Consider the following 26,845-nt stretch of genomic DNA (forward strand, 5'->3'; position numbering starts at 1 on the left):
GGGGGGTGTTCCCCACAACATTCGTTGGTGGGGGGGGGGGGCGGCACCCCCCCCGCCCTACTCCGCCCCATCCTCCTCGAGTTCCTCGGCCCGATTCCTTCGAACGAGCTCTTCGATCTCCTCCGGGTAGGACCGGTAGTAGCCCAGGGCAGCGAGAATCTGCCGATCGGAAAGCCAGTGGTACGTCTCTCCTGGAGCCGCCGGCCATCCCGGTTCAGGGCAAGGTAGGAGGAGATCACCTCCCAGACCTCGATGCCGGTCCCTTCGATGCGGGCCCGGCGCCCTGCGGGACCGTCCGCAAACAGGATGCCTGGGCACCGGCACCGTGCCTCTTGTCGAGGGACACGATCTGTCTCTCCAGCGTGATATGCTGCCGTCTCGGGACGACTGGTGGGAGGACGCCGTGGAATGGATTGCCTCGCTGTTTGCCCTGTTCGTAATGATCCTCGGCAGGGGGGCCCGGCGCCGCCCGTCGGCCCCAGCCACCGAGGAGGCCTGCCGGGTCACCATCTCGTGGCCCGAGGGCAGCGGGCCGCCGGTGGTGACGATCGGACGGGTGCCCTGCGGGCTTACGGCGCGGATCGCCGAGGACGGACGCTCCGGCGACCCTGCCCGCAAGGGGGGCCGGCCCAGGACCGATGGGCACGAGAACGCAGGAAAGGGGGCACCATGACGCCAAACCTCTCCGAGTACTACACCGCCCTCCCCTTGGCTTTCGGTCTGGGCTGGTGGATCGGGCGAGACTAGCCAATGACGGCCGCCGACCTCCGCAAGGCCATTGGCGCCGCGCTCGACGACCTGGAGCGCTCCGAAGGGGTCCGCATCCTGTACGCCTGCGAGGCGGGGAGCCGGGCCTGGGGCTTCGCCTCGGCGGACAGCGACTACGACGTGCGATTCGTCTACGTGCGGCCCATGGAGTGGTACCTCTCCATCGACGACCGCCGCGACGTGATCGAGCGGCCGCTCCAGGGCGCGCTCGACCTGAGCGGCTGGGACGTTCGCAAGGCGTTGCGCCTGTATCGCAAGTCCAACCCGCCCCTCCTGGAGTGGCTCGGAAGCCCTCTCGTGTACCGGGACTCGGGGCCGTTGGCGGCCAGGCTGCGGGAGCTGCTGCCCCGCTACTACTCCCCCCGGGCGTGCTTCCACCACTACCTGCACATGGCGCGGGGCAACTTCCGCGACTACCTCCAGGGCGAAACCGTGTGGCTCAAAAAGTACCTGTACGTGCTGCGCCCGGTGCTCGCGTGCCGCTGGATCGAGGCAGGTCTGGACGCGGTGCCCGTGCGGTTCGAAGCTCTCGTGGAAGGCCTCGACCTTCCGCCGGAGCTGCGCGAGGCGGTCGCCGAGCTCCTGGCCAAGAAGCGCGCGGGGCAGGAGCTCGACGAAGGCCCGCGCATCCCGGTGCTCAGCCGGTTCCTCGAAGAAGAGGTGGAGCGGCTCAAGACCGCAGCGGGAACCGCAGCGCCCGCGCCGGGCGACACCGACTCCCTCGACGCCCTCTTTCGCGAGTGCCTGCGGGATGCCTGGGCCGGTGGGGCGTTCCCGTGAAGACCGGAGCGCCTTTCGGGCCTGGCCGACCCGTGCCACGGGGGGGCTGGCATGCGGCCAGGGTTCACCACCTGGGCGGCAAGCGGGGTCTCGGAGCCCCTGCGCTCCGCCCCGCAATCCGCGCTAATTCGAGGAGAGGTCCCTCGCGCAACCGGTGCGCCCGGCTTTACTCGTGTTCGAGAAGTCCGGCACCTTCCGCCACGGCGACGGCACCTCCAGCACGGGCCGCATCGATCTCTACAAACGCGGCGCCTTCGTGTTGGAGGCCAAGCAGGGCGCGGACCGCGCCGCCCTCACCCCCAGCCCCGCGCGGATCTCGCGCGCTCCCTGGAGCGGGCCGGGCACCCGCCCGAGGACGTGGCGGCGTTTCTCATGCGCTGCCTCTTCACCATGTTCGCCGAAGACGTGGGGCTATTGCCCGGCGGGTGCTTCACCCGCCTCCTGGAGGAGGAGAAGGACCACCCGGACTTCGTGCCGCTCAGGACGAGGTGCGTGCCTTCCACCGGCGCCTGTGCGAGGTGCGGGTGCTCGACCCGGCCTGCGGCACCGCGAACTTCCTCTACGTGACCCTGGAGCACATGAAGCGCCTCGAAGGCGAGGTCTTGACCACGCTCCACGACCTGGGCGAGGGGCAGACCGTGCTGGAGCTCGAGGGCCTCACCGTGGACCCCCACCAGTTCCTCGGCCTCGAGGTCAACCCCCGGGCCGCGGCCATCGCCGACGTGGTGCTCTGGATCGGCTACCTCCAGTGGCACTTCCGCACCCGGGGCCAGGTGATGCCTCCCGAGCCGGTGCTCCGGCCCTTCCGGAACATCGAGTGCCGCGACGCCGTGCTCGACTGGGACGGCACCGACCCGGTGCGGGATGACCAGGGGCAGCCCGTCACCCGCTGGGACGGCGTCACCACAAAGCCCCACCCCGTCACGGGCGAGCCCGTGCCCGACGAAACCGCCAGGGTGCCGGTGGTCCGCTACCGGAACCCCAGGAAGGCGCAGTGGCCGGAGGCGGACTTCATCGTTGGGAACCCGCCGTTCATCGGCGGCTGGCGGATGCGGCAGGCGCTTGGGGACGGGTACGTGCAAGCCCTATGGCAGACCTACCCGCACATGCCCGAGAAGGCCGACTACGTCACCTTCTGGTGGGACCTGGCGGCCGAGGCGGCCCGCCGGGGCAGGATCCGGCGCTTCGGCCTCATCACCACCAACAGCCTCTCCCAGGTCTTCCAGCGCCGGGTCCTGGCGCGCCACCTGGACGCGGACGAGACCCCTCTGGCTCTGGTGTTCGCGGTTCCCGACCACCTCTGGGTCGAGTCCGCGGACGGCGCCGCGGTGCGGATCGCCATGACCGTCGGAGAACGAAAGGACGGGACTCGGCCGGCCCGGCTGGCGCGCGTGACCGCCGAAGGAGCCGACCAGGCCGTGACCCTCGACGAGCGGTTGGTGGCCGCCATCGGCGCGGACCTGCGCAGCGGCCCGAATCTCGACGCCGCGGTACCGCTTCGCGCCAACGAGGGCATTGTTTCGCCCGGCGTGCAGCTCTACGGGGCCGGGTTCATCCTGTCCGCCGACGAGGCGGCGGCGTGGCCTCAAGCCGAGAACCCGCGTACCGGCCGAGGCGTGCTCCGCCCGTACCTCAACGGCCGGGACCTCATGGCCACGGCGCGGGGCGCCTGGGTCATCGACTTCTTCGGCCTCTCCCAGGAAGAGGCCCGGCACCTGCACCCCGAGGCGTTCCAACGGGTCCTGGACCGGGTGAAGCCCGAGCGCGACCAGAACCGCCGGGCCTCCATCCAGGCCCTGTGGTGGCGGTTTGGGTGGGAGCGGCCGGTGTGGCGGGAGGCGTCCGCGGGGCTGAAGCGGTTCATCGCGACGCCGGAAACGGCCAAGCATCGGGTGTTCGTGTTCTTCGACGCCGCTGTCTTGCCCGACAACATGCTGACGAGCATCGCCCTGGACGACGCCGTCTTCCTGGGAGTGCTTTCAAGCCGGGCGCACGTGGTCTGGACCCTGGCGGCTGGCGCCCGTTTGGGTGCGGGTAACGACCCGCGCTACACCAAGGGCCGCTGCTTCGACCCCTTCCCTTTTCCCGCCCTGGGTAGGGACGGCTCGCCGAGCCGTCCGCACTCAGACAACGGCGCTCTCGGCGAGAGCGCCCTACCGGATCGCATCCGCACCCTCGCCGAGGAGCTCGACGCCCACCGCAAGCGCCAGCAGGCCCTCCACCCCAGGCTCACCCTCACCGGCATGTACAACGTCCTGGCGAAGCTGCGGTCCGGAGAGCCCCTGACCGCGGCGGAGCGGGCCGTCCACGACCAGGGGCTCGTGTCGGTGCTGTGCCAGCTCCACGACGAGCTCGACGCGGCGGTGTTCGCGGCCTACGGCTGGCCGCCCAGCCTGACGGACGAGGAGATCCTCGCGCGCCTGGTGGCCCTGAACGCCGAGCGGGCGGCCGAGGAGAAGCGGGGGCTCGTGCGGTGGCTCAGGCCGGAACTGCAAGTCCGAGGTAGGGCGGGGCTTGCCCCGCCGGAGCTAGCCATGGGAGAGGAGGATCGGCGGGGCGAGCCCCGCCCTACGACGTCGGCCGACACGGCGAAGCCGAGCAGGCTCCCCTGGCCCAAGCCCCTCCCCGACCAGGCCCAGGCCGTGCTCGCGGCGCTGCGCGAAGCGGCCGGCCCCGCCACGGCCGAGGAGGTAGCTCGTTCGTTCAAAGGTGCCTCGGCGGCACAGGTGGCGGACCTGCTGGAGACCCTGGCGGCGCTGGGGCAGGCGAGGCGCAGCGGCGAGGGCCGTTACGCGGCGGGGTAGCTGCGGAACCGCGACCACTGTGGCGGGCGCGTTCCCCTCGGCGCCGCCTGCGATGGAAGGCGGGCCGGCCGTGTTATACTGCCGTATAACATCTTCGCAGGAGAGTGCCCATGCACACGACCAGTCTTCGAAAGGTTGGGGGTTCCGTCATGTTGACCGTACCGCCCGCGATTCTCGATCTGCTCGACTTGCACGCGGGGTCGACCGTGGGCATCGCGGTGGACGCCGGCCGCTTGGTCGTCGACCCCAAGCCCCGGCCTCACTACACTCTGGACGAGTTGCTCGCCCAATGTGACGCCTCGGCGGAGCTCACGGAGGACGATCGGGCGTGGCTCGAAGACAAACCCGTCGGTAAAGAGCTGCTCTGATGGAACGGGGCGACATCTACTGGGTGGCGCTCGACCCCAGCGCTGGCCACGAACAGCGGGGGCACCGGCCGCTGCTGATCGTATCGCCGACCGCCTTCAACCGCCTCACCCAGACCCCCATCGTCGTACCCATCACGACGGGGGGCACGTTCGCGCGTTCGGCGGGCTTCGCCGTACCGCTGGCGGGCACTCGGACCACCGGAGTGGTGCGGTGCGACCAGCCGCGCGCTCTGGATCTCGCCGCGCGGGACGCGCGCAGGGTGGAGAGTGTGCCGCCGCCCCTCATGGAAGAGGTGTTGGCCAGGCTCGCGCCCCTGTTCCAGTGAAGCCTCGCCACGCCGGACTCCCCCTGGTCGCCCTGGGGCGGGCCAGACAGCCAGCCGAAGCCCTGTTTCTCGCTGCGTGAATCTTGGAGCTAGACTTGAGCCAGGACGCGACGAGGAGGTCACCATGCCGAAGCCGCTGACGATGGTCTATTGGAAGAGCGAAGAGTTCTGGCTGGGCAAGCGGTCCGCGGGCCGGGTGAGGGACCTCGTGGCGTTCTGGGCAGCCCGCTGACCTGCCCTTGGCCTGCATGGGACCGCCCGGCCCCGGGCACTCCACTCCTGGAGGCCCAGGCAGAAGAAGGCGTCCGCCCCGGCCTCGAGCCCGGCCAGAAAGGCCTCCCAGGACCCTGCGGGGGCCAGAAGCTCGGGTTTGGGGTGGGTGGCGGGTGGTAGCGTGGGCGTCACGGCGCGCGGGCGCGGCGCTCGGCGAGCTCTCGGGTGATCTCGGTCACGGCCCGCTCGAAGGGCTCCTTGGCGGCGATCTCGACGGTCACGGATCGGCGGGTCCCGGGGTCGAAGAACTCCAGCCGGTAGCCCACGTCGGTGATCACCCCGCGGGTGGGCGCGACGATCATGGACCGGTGGAGGAGGGTGCCGAAGAGCAGGAGGTCGGGCGGGGCCGTGAGCCCGAGCGCTGCCTGGAGCTGAGGGGGGGTCTTCTCCCGTAGCCCCCGGACCGTGGCTTCCAGGCGATCGTAGTCGCGCTCCAGGTAGAGCTCGGTGCGAAAGAGATCCGCGTCCCGCAGCGCCAGGGCGAAATCGGCCGCGTCTTCGCCCCGGCAGATGTAGAAGGCGGCGTCGGTCTTGGCGAACGGTCCGAAGACCAGGAGCTGGACCCCGGTGGGGAGGTCTCCCAGGTGCCCCTCGGTGACCTCGAAGGACCGGATGCCCTCGGTTGCCCGCATGGCCTGGCCGAGAATCGGCCCGCAGGAGGCCAGGCAGAGGACGAGCAGGGAAAGCACGACGCGGTACGCTCTCATGTCAGCCTCCGGGTGCCAGGCGATGGCAGCGCAGACAGTCCGTCAGGCCGCCGTGGCGGGGTAGCTGGGCCGGGTCGTGGCAGCCGAGGCAGGCCTCCACGGCCTGGGCTTCCCGGTGGGCCGGCGTGCCGGGACGCCGGGGAGAGAACGCCGCAATGGGGCGGGTGCAGCCGGCGAGGGTCACGAGAACCAGCGCGAGGGCAGTCGTCCCCTTCATGAATCGCCTCCTCCCGCCCGGCCGCCCAGGAGATCGGAGTTCCGGGCTACGGGAGCGGAACGCTAGCAGAGGGGAGGCGCAGGCGCAATCGGGTCCCGACCGGGTCTGGCCTGCCGGAACTTGCAGACTGTCGGCGGCAGCCTACCCCCGATACCGCCGCCGGAAGTCTCGGTGCCGCCCGCGCCCCCCTCACCCGTGCTCCCGGCGCAGCTCTTCCAGGGCCGCGCGAGCCAGGAACCCAGAGCGGCTCTCGCCGTGCCGCTTGGCGTGGGCGTCGACGAGGGCGAGGACCCGTTGCGGTAGGGTGATGTTGATCCGTTCGGCCCGGTCGCCCAAGGCGGCGAGATCCACGTCCACGAGGGCCCACACCCCCTCCGCATAGTCGGGATTGGCCTGGTGCTCCTCCAGGGGGCGCTGCTCGGCGATCGGATCGCCGTCGAGGAGGAGCCCTTCCAGATGGCACTCGATGGCCTCCCGGGCCAGGGCGAGCGCCTGGTCCAGGGTCTCCCCCGCGGAGAAGCAGCCCGGCAGGTCGGGCACGGTCACGCCGTAACCGCTCCCGGGGTCCTTGTGGATGACGACGGAGTACCGCACGCTCCTCACCTCCATTCCCAGCCGGCTTGCCGGTAGATGCTGCGCAGGGTGCCCACCGGGAGGTCTCTCTCGGGGTGGGGCACCGTGACCTTGCCGGACCTCTCCGGGTGCTTGAATTGGCGGTGGCTTCCCTTCACGTGATGAAGGACCCACCCCTCGGCCTCCAGCCGCCGGATCACCCCCGCGCTGGTCATGGTGTGTACGGTACACACAGGGGGTGGGGCGGTCAAGCTGCGGGCCAGTTCGTTCAAGGCGAGGGCGTTTCCGCCTCCCCGAAGAACGCCGCCACGTCCTCCCGGCGCCGCGTCACGGGGAAAGGGGGGAGGCTGTCGAGGAGAAAACGGCCGTAGGATTTTTCCAGGAGCCGCCGGTCGAGGATCGCCACCACGCCCCGGTCGGTGACGCGGCGCAGCAGCCGCCCCACCCCCTGGCGGAGCGCCATGGCCGCGGCCGGGAGCTGGTAGGAGGAGAAGGGGGACTCCCCGAGCGCCCGGGCCCGCTCGATGCGCGCCTCCACGAGGGGCTCGGTGGGGGTGGCGAAAGGGAGCTTGTCGATGAGGACGGCCGAGAGGGACTCCCCCGGCACATCCACCCCCTCCCAGAAGGACTGGGCGCCGAGCAGCACCGAGTGGGTGTCGCGCCGGAAGGCGTCGAGCAGCACCTCCCGCGGGGCCTGGCCCTGGACGAGGAGCGGGTAGGGGAGGCGCCCGGTCAGGGCTTCGGCCACGGCCCGCAGCACCCGATGGGAGGTGAAGAGGCAAAACGCCCGTCCGCGGGTCGCCGCGAGCAGGGCGGCGATCTCCTCGGCGGCCCGGGCCGGGAAGCTCCCATCCGCCGGATCGGGCATGCCGGCGGGAACGTAGAGCAGCCCCTGACGAGCGAAGTCGAAGGGGCTCGGAACCGCGGACTCCCGCGCACCCTCGGGCACGCCCAGGCGGGCGGCGAGGTACGCGAAGCTTCCCCCGGCCCGCAGGGTGGCGGAGGTCAGGACCACCGGCGCGGGTCCCGAAAAGAGCTTGGCGCCCAGGGTGCTGCCCACCTCCACCGGTGCCGCGTGGAGGGTGGCGGCCCGGCCCCGGTTCTCGACCCAGCGCACCTCGCCGGGCTCGGGGCCGGCGGCGAAGCGGGCAAGATCGTCGCGCAGCTCCCGGCTGCGCCGGAACAGGGACTCCCACTCCTGGCTCGAAGCCTGCCGGGGGGCGAGTCGGTCGATCCAGTGGGAAAGGGCCTCCAGGAGGCCGGCGAGGGCGGCACGGGGCGCAGGCGGCAGCGCCCCCCGAAGCCGCAGGGACGTCTCCGCCCGGGGGAGGTTTGCCCAGAGCTGCTCGGCAGCTTCGGCGGCGCAGGAGAGGGCCTGCGCCAGGGCGGCGTCCTGCTTTCCCAGGGCCGCGGCGGCGTCGCGGGAAAAGTCCCCCCAGCGGTGGGAGCCCACCCGGACGCCGAAGTACTGGGTCGCCACGGGCTCCAGGTGGTGGGCCTCGTCGAAGACGACCGCCTCGTACCGGGGCAGCACTTCCCCGGCCGAAGCGGCGCGCACCGCTAGGTCGGCGAAGAAGAGGTGGTGGTTGACCACCACGACCTGGGCCCGCTGGGCGGCGCGGCGGTGCGTCCCCAGGTGGCACTCCTCCTCCCGGGGGCACTTGCCGCCCCAGCAGGTCTCGGAGGTGGAGCAGACGTCGCGCCAGGGGCCGAAGTCGTCCGGGAGGTCGTGGAGCTCGGAGCGGTCCCCGGTGCGGGTGGCCCCGGCCCAGCGCTCCAGGCGCCGGTAGAGCTTCGCCTCGGCCGTGAACCGGAAGAGGGGCTGGGCGCGGAACTGCTCGAAGCGGCGCAGGCACAGGTAGTTTTGTCGGCCCTTGAGGAGCGCCACGGAGACCGGGCGCCCCAGGGCCGCGGCCAGCAGCGGCACGTCTTTTTGGAGGAGCTGGCCCTGGAGGGTCTTGGTGGCCGTGCTCACCACCACCTTCTTGCCCGCCAGGAGCGCGGGGACGAGGTAGGCGAGGGTCTTTCCCGTGCCCGTGCCGGCCTCCGCCAGGAGGACGCCGCCCTGGCGCAGGGTGTCGTACACGGCCCGGGCCAGCTCCACCTGGCCGGTGCGGGGTTCGTACCCCTGGAGGCACCGGGAGAGGGGGCCCGAGGGGGCAAAGAAGGCGTCGATGTCCATGGCTTCCATGGGTTCCTTGTTGCGCGGGCCCGCCGCGTTTAGAATGCACCCGCCATGCGCATCCAGGCCGACCTTCACGTACACACCGTGGCCAGCGGCCACGCCTTCTCCACCGTGGAAGAGATCGCCCGGGAGGCGGCGCTGCGCCGGCTGCGCGCCGTGGGCCTCTCGGACCACGGACCGGCGCTCCCCGGGGGGCCGCACATCTACTACTTCCGCTCCCTGCGCTTCCTCCCCCCGACCCTCCACGGAGTCCGGCTGCTCAAGGGAGTGGAGGCGAACCTGGTGGACGGCAAGGGGGGGCTGGATCTGCCCGCGGAAGTCCTCCACCGGCTCGACTACGCCATGGTGGGGTTCCACGAGGGGTGCGGCTTCAAGTCCTCGAGCCCCGTCAAGAACACCCGCGCCCTGGTGGGGGCCATGCAGCAGCCCCGGGTGCGGGTGCTCACCCACCCGGGCAACCCCGCGTTTCCCGTGGACGTGCCCGCCCTGGCGGAAGCCGCCTGCGGCCTCGGGGTGGCCCTGGAGATCAACAACGCCTCCTTCGGGTCGTCCCGCCACGGGAGCCTCGAGACGTGCAGCGCCCTGGCGGCCGCCGTGGCCCGGGAGGGGGGCCTGGTGAGCCTGGCCTCCGATGCCCACGTGGCCTGCCAGGTGGGGGAGGTGGGGGACGCATGGCAGGTGGCCGCCGCGGCGGGCATCGCCCCCGAGCAGGTGGTGAACCGCACCTACGCAGGGCTCCTGCGCTTCCTCGGCCTCGAGGAGGAGCCCGGGGCCTAACGGTCCGGCACGCCCGACGTTGCGCTCGGGTCCTCCTCCAGGGAGGTGATCCGCTCCCATGGGATCTCCACCGCCCCGGTGAAGCTGTGCAGGAGCAGCGCGGTCTCCCCCAGCTCCACCACGATCCCCCGGTACTCCACCCCCGCGGCCATCACACGCACCGCCTTCCCGGTCAGCTGCCTCCAGTCGGCCATGTTCGCCTCCCCACTCTCACTCCTCGATCCAGTCCACCAGGAGCACCTCCTTCTTGGTCCGATCCCTCTGGAGCACGGCCCGGGCCTGGCGGATCACGGGGCTGAGAGCCGCCGCGGGTACGTCGGCGCTCAGGTACATCCGAAACCGCGTGCTCTCCACCTTGAGGTTCTGGGCCAGGGCTGGGAAGTTCGCGATGCCGGCGAAGGCGGCGTGGGTGCGCAGGTCCGCGATCCGCTCCACGTGGCTCTCCCCCAGCTCTTCGTAGAGATCCTCGACGTCGCTTCGGAGGAGGGCGTCGTGGAGGCTCAGGAGCACGGGCACGGTGGCCGTGTTCACGTTGATGGCCCGGTCTGCCCGCACGTCCACGTGGGGCAGCAGGCTGCGGAGCACCTCCGGGGTGTAGCCCTCCACGCGCGCCAGCTCTTCCAGGTGCTCGAGGGGCGCGTTGGGCACGGTGAGGTCGGGGTGGGTCTCGAAGGGGCCGTCCTGGTCCTCGTCGATCCAGGCCACCAGCGCGTCCGCCAGATCGGCGGGATCGGCGCTCTCGAGCTCCAGGGCGCTCAACAGGCGCCGGTAGGCCGCCACCTGGGCCGGCACGGCCTTGCCCGCCCCGTCCACCAGGGACCCCAGGGGAAACTTCCCGTCCAGGTCCTCCACCCCCACCGAGAGGCTCCCGTCCCCCAGGGGCACCGGCGGGATCGGGGCGTTCCACAGCTCTCCCCGGTGATCCACCGCGCTTTCCTCGGCGTCGGCCAGGAGCAGCACCGAGCCCACCGCCACCCCGGAGCGCAGGAGGGCGTGGGCCTGGAGGGCGTCGCGCAGGTTGCCCGCGGACCGCAGCTTGAGCCGGGCCTCCCGCTGGAACTCCACCACCAGCACCGCCAGGAGGCTGATGAGGAGGACCACCAGGAGCAGGGCGGCGCCCCGTTCGGATCCTCTTCTCACGGGGTCGCCTTCTGGGCTCGGTACAGGGGCGTGGAGGTGCGAAGGATGCGCTCCTCTTCTTCCCCTCCGCCGGCCTGCCACGCCACCTCCACCGATACGGCCAGGGGCAGCCGGGGCTCCTCCTCCCGTCCCTCGGTGTCCCAGTCCTCGAGCCACTCCGTTCCGTCGTAGCAGCGGACCTCGAAGCGGGAGACGTGGGGAAGCACCTCGTAGGGGATGCCGCCCTCCTCGGGGTCGCCGTCCAGGTCGCGGGATTCGCGCCGCCGCAGCCTGGGAACGCCGTCCCCGTCGCGCTCCACAAGGTATCCCACCTCGGCCTCGCCCCCGGGCAGCGAGCCGGGCAGGGATGGGAGCCGGGTCACGAAGGTCAGCGTGGACCAGCCGTCGAAGCCGCTCGCCGCGACGAAGCGCGTCGCCCGGGCGCGAAAGGGGGAGGCCGTCGAGGTGAAGGCGGAGGCGAGCTCGTTGGCCAGGCGGTCCAGCGCCACCGTGGCGGCGTGCACCTCGCGGGACTCGGCCCCCGAGAGGGCGCGGGAGCGGGAGGCGCCGGAGTAGGCGCCCTGGATCAAACTGAGCACCAGCGCCATGAGGGTCAGGGCGAGCAGAACCTCCAGGAGGGTGAAGCCCCGCCTCACGGCTCTTCCCCCACGGCGTAGTACACGATCTCGGTGGACGTGCGGTCGCCCCGCTCGGGCCAGAACACCTCGATGTGCACCAGGCGGACCCGATCGAACTCGGTGGTCTCCACCCGCCGTGCCCAGGAGTAGTCGGGGAATTCCTCCCCGAAGTCCCCCTGTTCCTCTCCCAGCTCCGGAAACCCCTCCACCTCGGTCTCGGTGAGGGCCTCGCGGGCCAGGAGCGTCGCGGTCATGAGGCGCCGCGCCCGGGCTTCCTGGCGGGCGGCGGAGGTGTGGGCCGAGAGGAGCACGGTAAAGGAGGCCCCGAGGATGGCCAGGGCCACGAGGAGCTCCAGGAAGGTGAAGCCGCGGCGGGCTCCCCGGAGGAATCCCATCGGGGACCTGCGGCCCCGGGAGGCCGAAACAACCGGGCTTCCCCCCGCGGCCCCGGCGCCTTGCGGCTCCTGGGCGTCCCCGACGCGCAACCCGCCGCGGGCAGCGCGCCAGGCCCTAGTCCGGATCCACGCGGCCATCGTAGATTCCCACCTGCCCGGGCAGGGCACGGATCACCACGGTGTACGGGTTTCCCTCGTCGTCCTCCAGGTGCACCCACGTGGGGGTGGCGTAGCCCTGGGGAAGAAAGTGGGTGAGCGCCCGATCCCGGGCGACCCGGCCGTCCACCGTGTTCTCCACCTCGCGCAGCCGAAGCCCCTCGGGCAGGCGCACGAGTCCGGCCGGGAGCCCGGGCGCGTCCAGGTAGTCGCGGGCCTCTTCGTCCCACTGCCCCGCCCGGTAGCTTTGCTGCTCGAAGTCGTAGATCAGAGCCAGGCTTTTTTTTTGAACGCGGCTTCTTCGTGGAGGGCCTGGGCCACCGCCGCGAGCTGCCGCAGGGCGGCGTTCTTTCGGCCCTGGCTCAGCCCGGGCAGGCGGGGAAGGAGGATCGAGAGGGAGACGGCGAGGATGAAGAGCACCACCGCCAACTCCACGAGGGTGAAGCCGCGGCGCGAGAGGGTCACTCGAGTTCCCAGTTGGCGATGTCGGCGAAACTGCCCTCGCCACCGGGCTCGCCGTCGGCCCCGTAGGAGAGGAGGTCGAAATCTCCGTGGCTGCCGGGATAGAGGTAGACGTAGGGGTTGCCCCAGGGGTCCTTGGGGACCACGCCCCTCTCCAGGTAGCCCCCCTGGCGCCACCGGCCGGGCACCCGGCCCACGGTGGGCTCGCGAACCAGGGCATCGAGGCCCTGTTCGGTGTCGGGGTAGAAGCCGTTGTCCACCTCGAACTGGCGCAGCGCGTCTTCCAGGACCCGGATCTGGACCCGGGCGGCGGTGATCTTGGCCTCTTCGCCCCGGCCGAACAGTCGGGGCATCACGAGCCCCGCCAGGAGGCCCAGGATGGTGAGCACCACGAGGAGCTCGATGAGGGTAAAGCCGGCGTCGCGGCGACGCTTGATCACGGGCGTTCTCGATGTGGAGGGAGAGGGATCAGCCGACGAGTTGGCTCATCTCGAAGATCGGCAGCAAGATGGCCAGGACCACGAAGCCCACGGCCAGCCCCATGCCGAGGATCATAAGGGGTTCGAGGAGCGAGGTCAAGGTAGCCACCGCGGCCTCCACCTGCCCCTCGAAGGCGTCGGAAACCTTGAGCAGGAGCTCGTCCAGCGAGCCGCTCTCCTCTCCCACCCCGACCATCTGGCACATCACCGACGGAAACTGGCGGGTGGCGCGCAGGGCGTCGCGCAGGCTGCGTCCCTCGCGCACGTCGTCGCGCACCTGCTCCACCGCCCGTTCCAGCACCGCGTTGCCGAGCACCGCCCGGGAGATGTCGAGAGCGGTCAGGAGCGGCACCCCTCCGGTGAGGAGCGTCCCCAGGGTCTTGGAGAAGCGGCTCACCGCCACCAGGCGCACGAAGCGCCCCAGGGCGGGAGTCCGGAGCACCAGGCCGTGCAGCACGTAGCGCCCGGCGGGGGTCCGGCCGTAGCGCCTCAGGCCGAGAAAGACGAGGAGGAGGATGGGTACCGCGATCCACCCATACTCCTGCAAGGCGTTGCTGGTGGCGAGCAGCATGCGGGTGGGCGCCGGCAGCGCCTTCTGCATGTCGTCGAAGATGCTGGTGACCCGGGGCACGACGCTCGTGAGGAGAAACCACAGGATCCCCGCCCCCAGGAGCGTCATGAGGATGGGGTAGACCAGCGCGGCCTGGAGCTTCTGGCGAAAGGCGACCGATCCCTCGAGGAAGTCGGCCAGCCGGCTGAGCACCAGGGGAAGGGTGCCGCTCGCCTCTCCGGAACGCACCATGTTGCGGTAGACCTCGGGAAAGGAGCGGGGGTGCTCCCCCAGTACCTCGTGGAAGGATTTGCCCTCGTTCACCCCTTCGCGCACCTGGGAGAGGATGCGGCTCAGGCGCTGGTTCTCGGTCTGCTCCAGGAGGGCCCCCAGGGCGGCCACCAGGGGCAGGCCCGCCCCCAGGAGCGTGGCGATCTGGCGGGTGAGCAGCGCCAGCTCTCCCACGCGGACGCCCCGGGAGAGCAGGGGGGAGCGCTCCTTGGCCGCGGCGCCCTCCCGGCGGCGCACCTCGGCGACCCGGGTGGCGAACACGCCCTGGCGCTTGAGCTTGGCGCGAACCGCCCGGGGACCGTCTGCATCCACGATCCCGCGGGTGGTTCGGCCCCGGGCGTCGAGGCCCTCGTACTCGAAGACGGGCACAGCCTAGATCGCTTCTTCCTGGGTGACCCGCAGCACTTCCTCGGCGCTGGTGATGCCCCGCAGGAGCTTTCGGGTGCCGTCGTCGCGCAGGGTGAGCATGCCCCGGCGCCGGGCCTCGTCCTTGATGGTGGCCGAGTCGGCCCCCTTCATGATCAGGGCCCGGATGCCCTCGTCCACGGTGAGGAGCTCGTAGATCCCGGACCGGCCCCGATACCCGGTCTGCATGCACCGCGGGCAGCCCTTGGCCCGGTAGAGGTGTCCCTCGGGGAGGTCCGAGGCCTTGAGGCCCAGCTCTGCCAGCCCCTCGGGCGGCGGCAGGTAGGGTTCGCGGCAGTCGAGGCAGAGCACCCGTACCAGGCGCTGGGCCAGGATGGCGAGCACCGAGGAGGAGACTAGGAAAGGCTCGATCCCCATGTCCACCAGGCGGGTCACGGCGCCGGCGGCGTCGTTGGTATGGAGGGTCGAGAAGACCAGGTGTCCGGTGAGGCTCGCCTGGATGGCGATCTCCGCGGTCTCCCCGTCCCGGATCTCCCCCACCATGATCACGTCCGGGTCCTGACGCAGGATGGACCGCAGGCCCGCGGCAAACGTGAGATCGATCTTGGGGTTCACGTGGATCTGCCCGATGCCCCGCAGCTGGTACTCGATGGGGTCTTCCACGGTGATGATGTTGATGTCCTCGGAGTTGATGCGGGAGAGGGCCGCGTAGAGGGTGGTGGTCTTCCCCGAGCCCGTGGGGCCGGTGACCAGGAGGATGCCGTAGGGGCGGGTGATGAGTTTCTTGAAGGCCTCGAGGCGCTCGCCCCCGAGCCCCAGCTCCTCCAGGTCCAGGAGCACCGCGGACTTGTCCAGGAGCCGCATCACCACCCGCTCCCCGTGGGCCGTGGGCAGCACCGAGACGCGGATGTCGATGTCCTTGCCGGCGATCTTGATGCGGATGCGCCCGTCCTGGGGAAGCCGCTTCTCGGCGATGTCGAGCCCGGCCATGACCTTGATGCGGCTGGTGACGGCGGCTTGCAGGCTCTTGGGCGGGGTGAGCACGGGGTAGAGCACCCCGTCGATGCGGTAGCGGACCTGGAGCTCGCGCTCGAAGGCCTCCACGTGGACGTCGCTGGCGCGGTCCTTCACCGCCTGGAACAGGATCCCGTTCACGAGCCGGATGATGGGCGCCTCGTCGGAGGCGTCCAGGAGGTCCTTGGGCTCCTCCATCTCGTGGGCCAGGGCGTCGAGGCCCGCGTCTTCCAGGCCCTCCATCAAGTCCCCGGCCCGGTCCGAGCCGAGCTCGTACACCCGGTTGATGGCCGAGAGGATCTGGTCCGCCGGCGCCAGGCGCGGCGCCACGGGCCGGCCGAGGAGCACCCGCAGGTCGTGGAGCGCCCCCAGGTCCTCGGGGTCCGCCAGGGCGACGGTGACCGCCCCGCCTTCCTCGCCCAGGGGAAGCACCCGGTGGCGCCGGGCGAACTGGATGGGCACCGGGCGCACGACGGCGTCGGGGATCTCGGCGGGGCGGATCTCGGAAGCCAGCGGGATGCCGAAGGCTTCTCCCAGGGCCTCGAGGAGCGCCTGCGGGTCGATCAGGCCCAGGGAAACCAGGGCCTCGGCCAGGGTTCCCCCCTTCTCCGTCTGACTGGCGCGGGCCCGGGCCAGGCCCTCGGCGCCGACGAGCCCCCGCGCCACCAGGAACTCGCCCAGGGAAGGCCTGGCGGTCACGGCTGGCTCGTCCCCTTGAGCCGGTCCAGATAGTGCTCGAGCTTCTCCACCGGAGCCGTTGGGCCCTCCCCCGGCGTGGTGGCGTGTTCTTCATAGAGGGTGCGCTTGTCCTGGCTCACCTCTTCGAGTTTCGCCATGTTGGTCACGATGCGGGGCGTCAGGAAGATGAGGAGGTTCTTCTTCTGGCTGGTTTGCCGGGTGCTGCGAAACAGGTACCCGAGCAGGGGCAGGTCTCCCAGGCAGGGCACCGAGGAGGAGCGCATCTGGGTGTCGTCGCTCACCAACCCTCCGATGACCACCGTGGTCTGGTCCTGGACCACCACGGTGGTCTTGGCCGACCGCCGGGTGGTGGACGGCGCGTTGGTGCTCCCCCCGGTCGCGGTGTTCACGATCTGGCTCGTCTCCTGGAAGAGCCGCAGCCGCACGAAGTTGTCTTCGTTGATCTGGGGGGTGAAGCGCAGCGTCAGCCCCACGTCGCGGTACTCGAAGGTGGAGATGGGGTTCCCCAGGGAGTCGAACTTCTCGCTGGTCTTGAAGGGGATGTTGTCGGAGACCACGATCTCCGCCTCTTCGTTGTCGGTGGTGATCAGATGGGGAGAGCTCAGCACGTTCACGTCGGCGTCGGTCTGGAGGGCCCGAAGCAGCGCCCCCACGTTGAGGAACTCCCGGCCCCCGAAGGAGATGGTTCCCTTGACGACCCCGAGGGCCAGCCCCTGGGGCACCGCCAGGGGGCCGCCGACCGCCACGTTGCCGATGTTGCCGAAGTTGGTTGAACCGAACCCCGTAGTGCCCCCACCGCGCGGATCTTCCGTTGTTCGCCACTCTACGCCGAGCTCGAGGGCCTTCTCGAAGCTCATCTCCACGATGAGGGCGTCCACCAGCACCTGGGGGCGGCGGATGTCGAGCTTCTCGATCACGTCCTGCAGGATCTCGTAGTCCTGGGGGCTCGCGATGATGACCAGCGAGTTGGTGGTCTTGTCGGCGGTGATCTGGACGGGCTCCTCGAACTCCACGCTGGCTTCGCCGGTGGCGGTGGCCCGGGCGGCGGGCGCGGCCTGTGGCTGGCCGGGACGGGGCCGGGTGCCCGCCGACTTGGAGATGGCCGTGAGCACCGAGGCCACGTTCTCCGCGTCGGCGTACTTGAGGTAGTAGACGTTGATCTTTCCGGAGCCCTTGGGGATCTCCACGTCGAGCGCGTGGATCATGGCCTTGATGTCGGTCATGGTGGTCGGGTCCGCGATGACGATGAGGGCGTTGGTGCGCGGATCGGGGATGATCTTCACCGCCGCGGCCTCCGTCTGCACCTGCTGCACCTGGGCCTGTCCGCGGGCGGGTGCCCGCCGGCGGGCCTGGACACCCCGGTCGGCAATCACCTGGGTCAGGTTCTTCGCCATGGCATCCGCGGCGGCGTAGCGCATGGGGATGATCTCGAGCACCGTGCTCACGGTCTCCACGTCCAGGGCCCGGATGATATCCAGGAGCCGCTCGATGTTGGCGTTGGAGTCGATCACGATCAGGGTGTTGGTGGCGGGGTAGGCGATGACCGGGCTGCCCTTGGACACGAGGGGTGAGATCACCTGCACGATCTCGTTCACGTCCACGTGTTGGAGGGGGATGATGCGGGTCACGACCCGCTCACCGGGCGCGACGGTCTCCCGAACCGTCTCCACCGTGGTCTGGGCGGCCACCTGGGTCTGGACGATCTTGTAGACCCTGCCCGAGGGGACGATGGTGAAGTTCTTCAGGTTCAGCATGGCCTGGAAGATCTCGTAGGCCTCGTCGGCGGTCACCTGGAGGGGGCTGATGAGGGTGACCTTGCCCCACTGGCGCTGGTCCGCGTCGAGGATGAAGCTCTTGCCCGTCACCTCCGAGATGAACTGGACCACGGCGTTGAGCTCCGCGTCCTTGAAGTTCAACGTGATCCGGCGGTCTGCCGCGTTCCGGGCCGGGGCCGCAGCCGGGGCCCGGGGCGGCGGGGCCACTGCGGGCACGGGAGGTGTCGGGGGCGCCTCGGGCAGGTCGGGCGCGGCCGGTTCGGCCATGGGTCCCTCCACCGCCTCGGGCAGGTCGGGCGCGGCCGGTTCGGCCATGGGCCCCTCCACCGCCTCCGGCAGGGGCGGGCCGTCCGGCTCCTGGGCGTCGAGGGACGCCGGGGCCAGGAGGGCGAGGGCGGCGAGCAGCCCGATCAGCCCGATCAGCCGAATCAGCCTGATTGGGCCGATCCGGCCGAGCAGCCCCGACGGGCACTTCCAGGATTGCAGGGGGCGCAGGAATCGCACCGTCCATACTCCTTCCGGGGTGTGTCGGGCTCCCGTGCGTCGGGGGGCCGGGGTGTGCGGGAGGCTAGCGGATTTCGTAGCTGAACGTCTTGTTCTCGTTGCGGCGCACCAGGTCGATCTGGATCGACGTCTCGTCTTTGAGCGCCTGGTAGGCCTGGAATCCCTGCTCGGGGCCCACGAGCTCGATCCCGTTGATCCGCTTGAGGACGTCGCCGTTCTGGAGCCCGATCTTGCTGAACAGGCTTCCGGGGCGGATGGCGAACACCTTGAACCCGTCGGGCTGCCCGTCGGCGAAGTTCGGCACCACGCGGATCTGGGTCATGAGCTGGCTCATGTTGGCGCTGGCCTGCTCGATCTCGCGGCTGTCGATGAGCCAGTTGTTCTCGTCGACCTGCCGCACCGTCTCGGCCGCCGGAGCCGCCGGGGGAGGAGGTGCCGCCGCCTGGGTCCGGGCGGCGGCGCCGCGGCCCCGGGCAGGTGCCGCGGCCGGTGCGCCGGGGGCGCCCTCGGGCGGGTACAAGAGCACCTCCTCGGGGCCTCCCCCTCGTTCCACCAGGATCCGGTCGGCCCGCACCTCCACCAGTCGGGCTCCGGGCTCGACCTCTTCCCCCGCCCGCACGAGCTTGATCTCGTTGGCCGCCTGGACCAGGGCGAAGGAGAGTCCCCCGTCCACCACCGCCGTCCCGAACAGAGTCACGTTCAAGGGCGTACGGGCGACCGGAGCCGCCGCCGCGGACTGGGGGGCCGTTCCGGCCGGGGGGGCCGGCGGCGGTTCGGGGCGGGCCGGCTTGGGGTTCGCGTTGAAGACGTTGCGCTCCTGGACCACAAGGTAGTCTCCCAGCCGCTCTCCGCCCGCCGGCTCGGCGCGCGGGGCCGCGGCCGGAGCGCCGCCCGTCTCGGCAACCCACAGCTGCTTGGCAAGGAGAACGCTGGAGAGCCGCGCCGCGAGGAAGGCCGCAGAGGCCAGGAAGAGGAGGGTGAAGACCCAGAAATACTTTGTCAGATGCTCGCGCATGCCCAGTCTCGCATGGGCGCCAGGATACGCGACCGCTCAACGGACGTGCAAGGTGAAAGGCCCCCCTGGACCCGGGGTGGCGAGCGGAGTCCGGAAGCCCTTCCGCTCCGCCCCGCAATCCGCGATGTTCGGAACGAGCGCCTCCGCCGGAGCCGGTGTGCCGAGCTCCACTGGTTGAGTCGAGCTGCCCCCGTTCGGTCGAGGCGGCACGGGGCTCCACTGCAGGGCTCCCGGACCCCGCCTCAGAACTTGGAGGTGGATTCTAACCCTTCTCGTCGGCCCCGGGTGGACCCGCACGCGATGCCGTACAGGGGCTCCTTGGATCTTTGCCGAACCGTCCTGGCGCACCTGGCGATCCTGGTATAAGGTGCCGGGCCGCCGGGCCGTGGTTCGGCGCTTCTCCCCGCTTGGGACCAAGAGAGCCGCCGCGCCCGCCGACCGTCCTATCGACCAGGAGGAACCCATGCAGCACAGAGGACCGCTGAGGAACGCACTGCTGCTCTGTCTGGCCGCTTCCCTTCCCCTGGGGGCGCCGCGGCTGGCGCAGCCCGCACAGTTCCAGGTGGAATCCGACACCCTCGTGCGCTACTTCGAGCGGGATACGCGCAAGGGGGACGACCAGACTGTGCTGCCTGTCTACGAGTATCTGCGGGTGGCAGCCGGGGAGCTGGAGGACAAGGGGCTGTCGGTACACCTGTACGGCTGGGGCCGCTACGATCTGGCCGACAACGAAACCTTCGCCGACCGTTCCCAGGGCGAGCTGCTCCATGGCTACCTCCAGTACACGCGTTCGGAGGCCAACTTTGCAGCGCGGCTGGGGCGCATGCACATCTTCGATGGGGTGGCCAACGAGGCCGTGGACGGGCTGAGCCTGCGGGGGGATCTCTCGTCAGCCTTCTCCCTCTCGGTATACGCGGGCCAGCCGGTGGCGTTGGAGGTCGTGGACGGCCGAAGCGGGGACCGTGTCTGGGGCGGGCGGTTCAGCCACCACTGGGGGTACTGGTACGACGTGGGACTTTCCTACAAACGGGTCGACAACGACGGCGACCGCCAGGAGCAGGCCCTGGGGATCGACTCGTCGGTGACCCTGCCGTGGCCGGTGCTGCTCTCGGGCAACTCCGTGCGCAACCTCGAGACCGACCAGTGGCAGGAGCACGCCTACGATGCGCGGATCCGACTCGGGAACTTCCTCCTGCGGCCCGCCTACGAGAGGTTTGTCTACGGCGCGTTCTTCGACACCGGGGAAAACACCGGCGGCCCGTTCCGCTTCCTGAAGGACTCCCACGAGACCGTCACGGTGGTGAGCGGGGAGGTGACCTGGTACCCCAAGAGCGGCATCGAGCTACAGCTCAAGGGCAAGAAGTACGACTACCGCGAACGCGACGACGACGCGTGGTACTACGCCGTCCTGGCCATTTTGCCCGTGCTTCGCCTCACCCAGGTGGGCGCCGAGCTCGGCGTCATGGACGGCGACACCGACGACACCCGCTACACCCTGGGGAGGGCCTGGTTCTATCACGACCGCACGCCGGCCTTCCTGAGCGGCGATGTGGTCTATGTGCGCTACGACGCCGACATTCAGGGAGAGGACCGCTCGCTCTTCGCCTCCCTTGGGGGTGGGAGGCGTTTTCTCCGGGATGCGCTGGAGGTGAAGCTCTCGGGCGACTACAGCGCGGACCCGTACTTCGACCGGGACGTGAGGGGCATGCTGGCCGTCCGGTACCTCTTCTCCAAGTAAGCCGGGCCGTACCGAGAACCGAGACGCGGCTGCGGGCCATGGGCCCGGGCCCTTTCCCTGGGGAGCACCCACATGCCCGAACGCACGCTCAAGACCATCTTCGCGCTCCTGGTCCTGGCCGGCCTGGTGGCCGCCTGCGCTTCCCTTCCCAAGCGCTACACCCTGCCCGACGTGCACCCCGAGACCCTGGGCAGGGGGCGCACCGACTGCCTGGAGTGCCACGACCGCGCCGACGACACGGTGGTGTACGCCAACTTCGTGCACACCCCGGACTGGACCAACCAGCACCGGGCGCCGAGCTACCAGAACGAGGCGGTGTGCGCCATGTGCCACGCCCAGAGCTTCTGCAACGACTGCCACGTGACCCGCAGCGAGCTCAAGCCCTCCTTGAAGAACCAGACCGGTACCTACCAGCGCACCCCCCACCGGGGCGACTACCTCTCGCGCCACCGCATCGACGCCCGGCTCGACCCGACCTCGTGCTTTCGGTGTCACGGCAACCCGAAGGCTTCCAGGAACTGCGCCCCCTGCCACGGCTAGAGCAGGCTCGAAGGAGAGGACTGCGATGAAGAGCTCGCTTCTTTGGACGTCGCTGGCAGCCCTGGCCCTGCTGGTGCTCGGCGCGGCCTGCTCGGATCAAAACGCCCCCGTGGACCGGGCCCACCGGGATGGGTGGGGGCTTGCCCACGGCGCCGACCCCGGCGCCCGGGGGCCGGTGGCGGGGTGCCGGAGCTGCCACGGCACCGATCTGGGCGGCGGTTCCACGGGCGTGGCTTGCCTGGACTGCCACCTGGAGGGTCCGCCGTTTGCGGGCCATCCCGCCGGTTACCGGCTCACCCACGGCGCCGAGCCCGGCGCCCAGGGTGCGGCCGATGCCTGCCGAGGCTGCCATGGAGCCGACCTGTCCGGGGGCATCGCCGAGGTGGCTTGCCTGGACTGCCACCTGGAGGGGCCTCCCTTTACCCGGCACCCCGAGGGATACCAGCTCACCCACGGGGAGGACGCCCGCGGGGGAGATACGGCGCAGGCATGTCAGACGTGTCACGGCGCCGACCTGGGCGGTGGCATCGTGGGCGTGGCCTGCCTGGGCTGCCACCTGGACGGGCCCCCCCTTGCGGGGCACCCCGATGGCTACCTGCTCAGCCACGGGGAGGACGCTCGCGCCGCGCAGGGGGCGGATGCGTGCAAGGGGTGTCATGGAAGCGACCTCGGGGGCGGCTTGGTGGGCGTGGCGTGCCTGGACTGCCACCTGGAGGGGCCTCCCTTCGCCGGGCACCCGGAGGCGTACCTGGTGAGCCACGGGGACGAGGCGGTCTCGTTGGGAACGCCGGATGCCTGTGCCGCCTGTCATGGCAGCGACCTTGCCGGGGGCGGAGTGGGGGTAAGCTGTTTCCAGTGCCACACGAGGGGCGATCCCTTGGTTCCGGGGAACCGGCCGTGTCTGTCGTGCCACGGCGCGCCGCCGGAGGACTCCTCGCAGGCCCCCGCGGCCCGGCCCAATCGCGCCGGCTCCCACGACGCCCACACGGGCCTGGTGGCCGGTGCGGGTGCGTGCGGCGTGTGTCACGACGGGGCCGGAGCGGGAATTGCGGCCCACTGGGACCAGGAGATCCCCGCCGACGTGGCCCTCGTGCGACCCGAGTTCCAGGGCAGGCGGGGCAGCGTACGGTACGACTTCGATCCCGCATCGGGCACCGGCACGTGTGCCAACGTGAGCTGCCACGGCGGACAGACCACGCCGCCCTGGCTCGGGGGAACGCTGGTTGCCGACGCCGAGTGCGGGGCGTGCCACGAAGGCGGGACGGGAGCGGGTGTGCCGGAAGCCAACAGCTACTACTCCGGGCTCCACGAGCTCCACTTGCAGGCGGCCGAGGCGATGTGCACGGCTTGTCACGACCCGGTGCGGCTCGCGGCCGGCCACTTCACGGGTCTGGAGTCTCCCGATTTCGAGCAGCCCCCTGCGCAGTCGCTCCGGGCCGACATGGGCTACGACGCGACGGCTCAGACGTGCCTCACGAGCGCTGCCGGCTGCCATCCGGGGCAGCTCCAGGAGTGGAACGGCGCCCCCCATCCGGTAAACGCCCAGTGGCTCCTCCCGAGCGGGACCCTCCGGACCAGTCACGTGCTGCGCGCCATAGAGGAGGCGCCCGGGTGCATCGGCTGCCACACCCTCACCGGGGGGGGCGAAGCCACGCCCTGCGGGGCGTGCCACAATGCGCCCGGAGCCATCGCCTTTGCCGCCGGCCAGTGCGGCTCGTGCCACACCCGGCCCCCGGACGCGGCCGCCCCGGCAGGCAATGCGCGCCCCAACCGGGCCGGAGCACACGGTGGCCACGGCGGACTGACCGCGGACACGCAGAGCTGCGCCGCGTGCCACCAGGGTGCGGGAAGCGACACCTTGAACCACTACGACCCCGCCGCTCCGGCCAACGTAGCCCTTCTGACGCCGCGCTACCAGGGAACGAGGGGGCCCGCCCGCTACGCCGCCGACCCGGCGTCGGGAAGCGGCACCTGCACGAACGTGAGCTGCCACGGGGGACGGATGACCCCGCCGTGGCTCGGGGGAACCCTGGACGTGGCGACGCAGTGCGGGGCCTGCCACGAGCGGGGCGCCGCGGCCGGCCAACCCGAGGCCAACAGCTACTTCTCCGGCCGGCACGAGACCCACGAGGGCTACGCGGCCGGATTGGATTTTTCCCCGACGTGCGGGGCGTGCCACGATGCGGCACGCTTGGCTTCGGGGCATTTTTCGGCCCTCGACACGCCCGCATTCGAGGGGAGCCCCGCCGCTTCCCTTGCGCTCGCCCTGGGGTACGATGCCGTCTTGGGCAGATGCCTCACCCAGGCCGCCGGCTGCCATCCGGGCGCGGTCCGCCCGTGGAACCTGACGCACCCGGTCGACGAGGAGGGAAGCTACCTCGACCCAGTCGCCCACGGTCCGGACGCGAAAGCCGATCTCGCCGCCTGCCAGGAATGCCATGGGGAGGCGGGGGGGCCGGGGTCGAACCCGCGTTTCAACGTGGGCATCCTGAAGGCGGGCGGACAGGGCTGCGAGGCCTGCCACAACGACGGCACCGCCCACCCCAGCGCCGGCGGACGAGACACCGTGCACTGGTACGACGGGCCGTTCTCCCATCGGGACGCGGCGCTGGACGGCGTGGGCTGCGCCCTGTGCCACGGGGTGAGCTTCCAGGGCGGGGCCGGTCCTGCCTGCGCCGCGTGCCACCCCGCCTTCCCCGTTGCGAACCCAACCGGCTGCGTCTCGTGCCATGGCCTGCCCCCCAACGGGGGAGCCCCGGCAGGGGACGTGCGGCCCAACCGGGCGGGTCGGCACGGCCGGTTTGGGCACTCGACCCTGATCCTGAACGACTGCAACGTCTGCCACAGTACCGGAGGCTTCGGCACCGAGGCGCACTTTGACGGGGAGACGCCCGCGGATGTCGCCGCTCCGCCGGTGACGGGAGGAGCTTTGCCGACCGATATCACCTTTACCCCGGGTACGCCCACGACCTGTACCGGCCTGTGCCACGGCTTTCCCCATCCGGGCCTAGCCTGGTAGCCGCGCGGGGTAAACCCGCCGGGCGGCGCGGAGTCAGAGGAAGCTATCGGCCACGAACGGGGCCTGGGAGGTTGACGGTGGGTGACCCCCTTCCGGGAGCAAATGCCCTGCTCGGAGCCCTTTCCGTCGAGACGCAGCGGGGGGGGCGCGCCGTGCTGCGCGGCGTCTCCCTGGAGCTCCGGGCCGGGGAGGTGGTCTGGCTCCGGGGTCCCTCCGGCTCGGGGAAGTCCACCCTCCTTCGAGCCCTGGCGCGGCTGGTTCCCTGGTCGGGGGAGCTCACCCTGGGCGGAATGCCGGCGGGCTCCGTATCGCCCCGGCAGTGGCGGGCCCGGGTCGGACTGCTGAGCTCGCCCCCTGTCTACACCGGCGAAACCCTCGCCGAGGACCTCCTCTCCCCCTGGTCTCTGCGGGTGCGGCGCGGACTGCCGGCGCCGGCCCCGGAAGTCCTAGTTCGGGAGCTCGAAGAAGTCGGGCTGGGCGAACTGACGCTCGCCCGGCAGACCCGGGAGCTCAGCCTCGGCCAGCTCGCCCGGGTGGCGTTCCTGCGCACCGTGCTGGCGGAGCCCGAGGTGCTCCTCCTCGACGAGCCCGCCGCAAACCTGGACGCTGCCTCCTCCCAGGCCGTCGCGGAACGGACCTTTCGCTTCGCGGCCGCGGGACGTGCCGTGCTCGTCGCGGGGCACACGGCTGCCTGGGATGGGGTGCACCGCCGGCTTCGGATCCAGGGCGAGGGGCTGGCCGAGGAGGCCCCGTGACCGGCGCGATCCCAATTGGTCCCTGGGAGCTGGCGCTGGCTTCCGGATTCCTCGTGGCGGCAGCCGGACTCTCCCTGGCGCTCTCCCTGGGCATGGTGCGGCCGCTCCTGTGGTCCGCGGCCCGGGCCTATGCCCAGCTCATCGCCCTGGGGTTTGCGCTCCAGTGGGTGTTCCGGGTCTCGAATCCCTGGGTCGTGGCGGGACTGCTGGCGGCGATGATGCTTTTCGGCGCCCAGACGCTGCTCGCCCGGGTCCAGGGCAGGCCCCCGGGGCTCTTTCCCCGCAGCCTGGGGGCCATTGCGCTCTCGGGGCTCGCGGTGACCTTCGCGGTCACGGCACTGGTGGTGGGTGTGGAGCCCTGGTACGAGCCCCGGTACGTGATTCCCATCGCGGGAATGGTGGTCGGCAACTCCATGAACGGGATGGCGCTTTGCCTGGACCGGCTCTTCGGCGACCTGCGGGCCCGGTCGGCCCAGATCGAGACCTTACTGGCATTGGGGGCGTCGCCGTGGGAAGCGGTGCGCCCCAGCGCCCGCGCGGCGTTCCGGGCGGGCCTCATCCCCACGCTCAACTCCATGAGCGCCGCAGGGGTGGTGTTCATCCCGGGCATGATGACCGGCCAGGTCCTCTCGGGCACCGACCCCCGGGTGGCCGCCGCCTACCAGATCGTGGTCCTCCTCATGATCTCGGCGGCCACCTCGCTGGGCGCGGCCATCGCGGTGCTCGGGGGGTACCGCAAGGCCTTCGACGCCGAGGAGCGGTTCGTGCTGGAGGCGCAGCGCCCGGCGGCCAAGACGTAAACGGGCGGCCTGCAGGCCGCCCGTTTACCGGACCGTCGTTCTCCGTGGAGACTACTGGGCCATGGCGGGCCCCGTGACATCGCACTCCACGCCCAGGGAACCGAGCTCCACCCGAGCTCGGGAGGGGACCGCCCCCGGGTCGCGGAGCTTGAGCATCCACTTCCCATCGGCACGCACCGCGGCGCTGCCCAGTAGTGCCCGGGACTCGGCGTCCCGCACCAGAATTACCGCGTCGGGCTTGGTGCACGTGCCCTCGATGCGCAGCACCGAGTTCTCGGGCCGCCACTGCGCTGCGGTCACGACGATCGCCCCCGAGGCCCAAGCAGACGCCGCCGCGCACGACAAGGCAGCCGCTGCCGCCAGCCGTCGAAGCACCCTTCCTGGTCTTCCCTGCCACCCGTCCATGGTTTCCTCCTGCTCCGTGAGTGCGGAAACTCGGTGCTTTCCCGGGTTTCCGGTGGGACTCCGTTTCCACTCTTCGGGCACAGCCGGGGCGTCCGGCTGCCTCCTTAAACCGATCGGCGGCTTTTGTCCGCACTTGAGCCGCTCGTGCAGCAAAGGCCGTGCCTGCCCCGTGCGCAAGGAGGTCCGCCTGACTTGCCGGCGGGCACGGGTGCCTCGGGTCCCGAGTTCCCAAAACGTTCCGGGCACGGGCGATCGGTTACGAAACGGAGCTCCGGCTGCGGAGCAGCGGGGGGGGGGGGGGGGGCGGGGGCGCCCCCCCCGGCGCCCGGGCAACCCCCCCCCCCACC

29 protein-coding genes are annotated in these 26,845 nt (G+C 71.0%); 12 read left to right on the forward strand and 17 right to left on the reverse strand.

Annotation, left to right across the window (positions count from 1 at the left end; translation table 11 throughout):
* Window positions 1-403 precede the first annotated feature (403 nt).
* The 6 genes from AB1578_09190 (at window position 404) to AB1578_09215 (ending at window position 5,046) form a co-directional block, all read left to right on the forward strand.
* Window positions 404-673: a hypothetical protein gene (locus AB1578_09190; protein ID MEW6488075.1), complete on the forward strand. Its 270-nt coding sequence runs from the start codon at window positions 404-406 to the stop codon at window positions 671-673.
* 77 nt (window positions 674-750) lie between these two features.
* Window positions 751-1,548, forward strand: coding sequence for a nucleotidyltransferase domain-containing protein (locus AB1578_09195; protein MEW6488076.1), 798 nt, complete (start codon window positions 751-753; stop codon window positions 1,546-1,548).
* 390 nt (window positions 1,549-1,938) lie between these two features.
* Window positions 1,939-2,115, forward strand: a complete 177-nt coding sequence (locus tag AB1578_09200; protein MEW6488077.1) for a hypothetical protein — start codon at window positions 1,939-1,941, stop codon at window positions 2,113-2,115.
* Window positions 2,037-4,352, forward strand: coding sequence for a DNA methyltransferase (locus tag AB1578_09205; protein MEW6488078.1), 2,316 nt, complete (start codon window positions 2,037-2,039; stop codon window positions 4,350-4,352). Before AB1578_09200 ends, AB1578_09205 begins: the two co-directional genes overlap by 79 nt.
* 110 nt (window positions 4,353-4,462) lie before the next feature.
* Window positions 4,463-4,720: an AbrB/MazE/SpoVT family DNA-binding domain-containing protein gene (locus tag AB1578_09210; GenBank protein MEW6488079.1), complete on the forward strand. Its 258-nt coding sequence runs from the start codon at window positions 4,463-4,465 to the stop codon at window positions 4,718-4,720.
* Window positions 4,720-5,046: a type II toxin-antitoxin system PemK/MazF family toxin gene (locus AB1578_09215; GenBank protein MEW6488080.1), complete on the forward strand. Its 327-nt coding sequence runs from the start codon at window positions 4,720-4,722 to the stop codon at window positions 5,044-5,046. The genes AB1578_09210 and AB1578_09215 overlap by 1 nt, the downstream gene beginning before the upstream one ends.
* Window positions 5,047-5,447: 401 nt before the next feature.
* Here AB1578_09215 and AB1578_09220 read toward each other — a convergent pair whose 3' ends face one another.
* From AB1578_09220 to AB1578_09240, 5 genes are all read right to left on the reverse strand, one after another.
* Complete coding sequence (locus tag AB1578_09220) at window positions 5,448-6,026, reverse strand: hypothetical protein (protein ID MEW6488081.1); 579 nt, start codon at window positions 6,024-6,026, stop codon at window positions 5,448-5,450.
* Window position 6,027: 1 nt separating this feature from the next.
* Window positions 6,028-6,243, reverse strand: a complete 216-nt coding sequence (locus tag AB1578_09225; GenBank protein MEW6488082.1) for a hypothetical protein — start codon at window positions 6,241-6,243, stop codon at window positions 6,028-6,030.
* Window positions 6,244-6,432: 189 nt separating this feature from the next.
* Window positions 6,433-6,837 carry a type II toxin-antitoxin system HicB family antitoxin gene (locus tag AB1578_09230; GenBank protein ID MEW6488083.1) on the reverse strand — a complete coding sequence of 135 codons (405 nt, stop codon included), beginning with the start codon at window positions 6,835-6,837 and terminating at the stop codon, window positions 6,433-6,435.
* Between the two features lie 5 nt (window positions 6,838-6,842).
* Complete coding sequence (locus tag AB1578_09235; GenBank protein MEW6488084.1) at window positions 6,843-7,088, reverse strand: type II toxin-antitoxin system HicA family toxin; 246 nt, start codon at window positions 7,086-7,088, stop codon at window positions 6,843-6,845.
* A complete protein-coding gene (locus AB1578_09240) occupies window positions 7,085-9,007 on the reverse strand; it encodes an ATP-dependent DNA helicase (GenBank protein MEW6488085.1) in 1,923 nt (640 codons plus the stop codon). The genes AB1578_09235 and AB1578_09240 overlap by 4 nt, the downstream gene beginning before the upstream one ends.
* A 45-nt stretch (window positions 9,008-9,052) precedes the next feature.
* On the opposite strand from AB1578_09240, the gene AB1578_09245 reads away from it, so the two are divergent.
* Window positions 9,053-9,778, forward strand: coding sequence for a phosphatase (locus tag AB1578_09245; GenBank protein MEW6488086.1), 726 nt, complete (start codon window positions 9,053-9,055; stop codon window positions 9,776-9,778).
* Here AB1578_09245 and AB1578_09250 read toward each other — a convergent pair.
* The 11 genes from AB1578_09250 to gspC all read right to left on the reverse strand — a co-directional run bounded on the left by AB1578_09250 (window position 9,775) and on the right by gspC (window position 19,241).
* On the reverse strand, window positions 9,775-9,972 hold the full coding sequence (locus AB1578_09250) for a hypothetical protein (protein MEW6488087.1): 198 nt from the start codon (window positions 9,970-9,972) through the stop codon (window positions 9,775-9,777). The genes AB1578_09245 and AB1578_09250 overlap by 4 nt on opposite strands.
* 16 nt (window positions 9,973-9,988) lie before the next feature.
* Window positions 9,989-10,918, reverse strand: a complete 930-nt coding sequence (gspK, locus tag AB1578_09255) for a type II secretion system minor pseudopilin GspK (GenBank protein ID MEW6488088.1) — start codon at window positions 10,916-10,918, stop codon at window positions 9,989-9,991.
* Window positions 10,915-11,553: a type II secretion system protein GspJ gene (locus AB1578_09260; protein MEW6488089.1), complete on the reverse strand. Its 639-nt coding sequence runs from the start codon at window positions 11,551-11,553 to the stop codon at window positions 10,915-10,917. Before AB1578_09260 ends, gspK begins: the two co-directional genes overlap by 4 nt.
* A complete protein-coding gene (locus tag AB1578_09265; protein ID MEW6488090.1) occupies window positions 11,550-11,930 on the reverse strand; it encodes a prepilin-type N-terminal cleavage/methylation domain-containing protein in 381 nt (126 codons plus the stop codon). The genes AB1578_09260 and AB1578_09265 overlap by 4 nt, the downstream gene beginning before the upstream one ends.
* A gap of 115 nt (window positions 11,931-12,045) precedes the next feature.
* The gene (locus AB1578_09270) at window positions 12,046-12,261 is read right to left on the reverse strand and encodes a hypothetical protein (protein MEW6488091.1); all 216 of its coding nucleotides are present in this window, start codon (window positions 12,259-12,261) and stop codon (window positions 12,046-12,048) included.
* A 92-nt stretch (window positions 12,262-12,353) separates the two neighbouring features.
* Complete coding sequence (locus AB1578_09275; GenBank protein MEW6488092.1) at window positions 12,354-12,551, reverse strand: prepilin-type N-terminal cleavage/methylation domain-containing protein; 198 nt, start codon at window positions 12,549-12,551, stop codon at window positions 12,354-12,356.
* A complete protein-coding gene (gspG, locus tag AB1578_09280; protein MEW6488093.1) occupies window positions 12,548-12,988 on the reverse strand; it encodes a type II secretion system major pseudopilin GspG in 441 nt (146 codons plus the stop codon). Before gspG ends, AB1578_09275 begins: the two co-directional genes overlap by 4 nt.
* Window positions 12,989-13,016: 28 nt before the next feature.
* Entirely contained in the window at window positions 13,017-14,237 is a 1,221-nt protein-coding gene (gene gspF / locus AB1578_09285; GenBank protein ID MEW6488094.1) for a type II secretion system inner membrane protein GspF, read from the reverse strand.
* Window positions 14,238-14,240: 3 nt separating this feature from the next.
* Complete coding sequence (gene gspE / locus AB1578_09290; GenBank protein ID MEW6488095.1) at window positions 14,241-15,947, reverse strand: type II secretion system ATPase GspE; 1,707 nt, start codon at window positions 15,945-15,947, stop codon at window positions 14,241-14,243.
* Window positions 15,944-18,226, reverse strand: coding sequence for a type II secretion system secretin GspD (gene gspD / locus AB1578_09295; GenBank protein ID MEW6488096.1), 2,283 nt, complete (start codon window positions 18,224-18,226; stop codon window positions 15,944-15,946). The genes gspE and gspD overlap by 4 nt, the downstream gene beginning before the upstream one ends.
* A gap of 64 nt (window positions 18,227-18,290) precedes the next feature.
* Entirely contained in the window at window positions 18,291-19,241 is a 951-nt protein-coding gene (gene gspC / locus AB1578_09300) for a type II secretion system protein GspC (GenBank protein ID MEW6488097.1), read from the reverse strand.
* A gap of 463 nt (window positions 19,242-19,704) precedes the next feature.
* Between gspC and AB1578_09305 the strand changes: the two genes are divergently transcribed.
* The 5 genes from AB1578_09305 to fetB all read left to right on the forward strand — a co-directional run bounded on the left by AB1578_09305 (window position 19,705) and on the right by fetB (window position 26,093).
* Entirely contained in the window at window positions 19,705-20,979 is a 1,275-nt protein-coding gene (locus tag AB1578_09305; GenBank protein ID MEW6488098.1) for a hypothetical protein, read from the forward strand.
* A 72-nt stretch (window positions 20,980-21,051) separates the two neighbouring features.
* A complete protein-coding gene (locus AB1578_09310; protein MEW6488099.1) occupies window positions 21,052-21,519 on the forward strand; it encodes a cytochrome C in 468 nt (155 codons plus the stop codon).
* A 25-nt stretch (window positions 21,520-21,544) separates the two neighbouring features.
* Complete coding sequence (locus AB1578_09315; protein ID MEW6488100.1) at window positions 21,545-24,538, forward strand: CxxxxCH/CxxCH domain-containing protein; 2,994 nt, start codon at window positions 21,545-21,547, stop codon at window positions 24,536-24,538.
* Between the two features lie 77 nt (window positions 24,539-24,615).
* A complete protein-coding gene (locus AB1578_09320; GenBank protein MEW6488101.1) occupies window positions 24,616-25,293 on the forward strand; it encodes an ATP-binding cassette domain-containing protein in 678 nt (225 codons plus the stop codon).
* Complete coding sequence (gene fetB / locus AB1578_09325) at window positions 25,290-26,093, forward strand: iron export ABC transporter permease subunit FetB (GenBank protein MEW6488102.1); 804 nt, start codon at window positions 25,290-25,292, stop codon at window positions 26,091-26,093. Before AB1578_09320 ends, fetB begins: the two co-directional genes overlap by 4 nt.
* 51 nt (window positions 26,094-26,144) lie before the next feature.
* On the opposite strand, the gene AB1578_09330 is transcribed toward fetB, so the two are convergent.
* On the reverse strand, window positions 26,145-26,498 hold the full coding sequence (locus AB1578_09330; protein MEW6488103.1) for a hypothetical protein: 354 nt from the start codon (window positions 26,496-26,498) through the stop codon (window positions 26,145-26,147).
* Window positions 26,499-26,845 lie beyond the last annotated feature (347 nt).

It is taken from the genome of Thermodesulfobacteriota bacterium (assembly GCA_040756475.1).
GTDB lineage: Bacteria > Desulfobacterota > Deferrisomatia > Deferrisomatales > JACRMM01 > JBFLZB01.

Bases quoted from the DNA above. Each gene is read 5' to 3' on its own strand.
- AB1578_09245 (MEW6488086.1), top strand. From the start codon at position 9,053: ATGCGCATCCAGGCCGACCTTCACGTACACACCGTGGCCAGCGGCCAC.
- gspC (MEW6488097.1), bottom strand. From the start codon at position 19,241: ATGCGCGAGCATCTGACAAAGTATTTCTGGGTCTTCACCCTCCTCTTC.
- AB1578_09310 (MEW6488099.1), top strand. From the start codon at position 21,052: ATGCCCGAACGCACGCTCAAGACCATCTTCGCGCTCCTGGTCCTGGCC.
- AB1578_09240 (MEW6488085.1), bottom strand. From the start codon at position 9,007: ATGGAAGCCATGGACATCGACGCCTTCTTTGCCCCCTCGGGCCCCCTC.
- AB1578_09195 (MEW6488076.1), top strand. From the start codon at position 751: ATGACGGCCGCCGACCTCCGCAAGGCCATTGGCGCCGCGCTCGACGAC.
- AB1578_09330 (MEW6488103.1), bottom strand. From the start codon at position 26,498: ATGGACGGGTGGCAGGGAAGACCAGGAAGGGTGCTTCGACGGCTGGCG.
- AB1578_09225 (MEW6488082.1), bottom strand. From the start codon at position 6,243: ATGAAGGGGACGACTGCCCTCGCGCTGGTTCTCGTGACCCTCGCCGGC.
- AB1578_09305 (MEW6488098.1), top strand. From the start codon at position 19,705: ATGCAGCACAGAGGACCGCTGAGGAACGCACTGCTGCTCTGTCTGGCC.
- AB1578_09265 (MEW6488090.1), bottom strand. From the start codon at position 11,930: ATGGGATTCCTCCGGGGAGCCCGCCGCGGCTTCACCTTCCTGGAGCTC.
- AB1578_09215 (MEW6488080.1), top strand. From the start codon at position 4,720: ATGGAACGGGGCGACATCTACTGGGTGGCGCTCGACCCCAGCGCTGGC.
- AB1578_09210 (MEW6488079.1), top strand. From the start codon at position 4,463: ATGCACACGACCAGTCTTCGAAAGGTTGGGGGTTCCGTCATGTTGACC.
- AB1578_09250 (MEW6488087.1), bottom strand. From the start codon at position 9,972: ATGGCCGACTGGAGGCAGCTGACCGGGAAGGCGGTGCGTGTGATGGCC.
- AB1578_09220 (MEW6488081.1), bottom strand. From the start codon at position 6,026: ATGAGAGCGTACCGCGTCGTGCTTTCCCTGCTCGTCCTCTGCCTGGCC.
- AB1578_09315 (MEW6488100.1), top strand. From the start codon at position 21,545: ATGAAGAGCTCGCTTCTTTGGACGTCGCTGGCAGCCCTGGCCCTGCTG.
- AB1578_09200 (MEW6488077.1), top strand. From the start codon at position 1,939: ATGTTCGCCGAAGACGTGGGGCTATTGCCCGGCGGGTGCTTCACCCGC.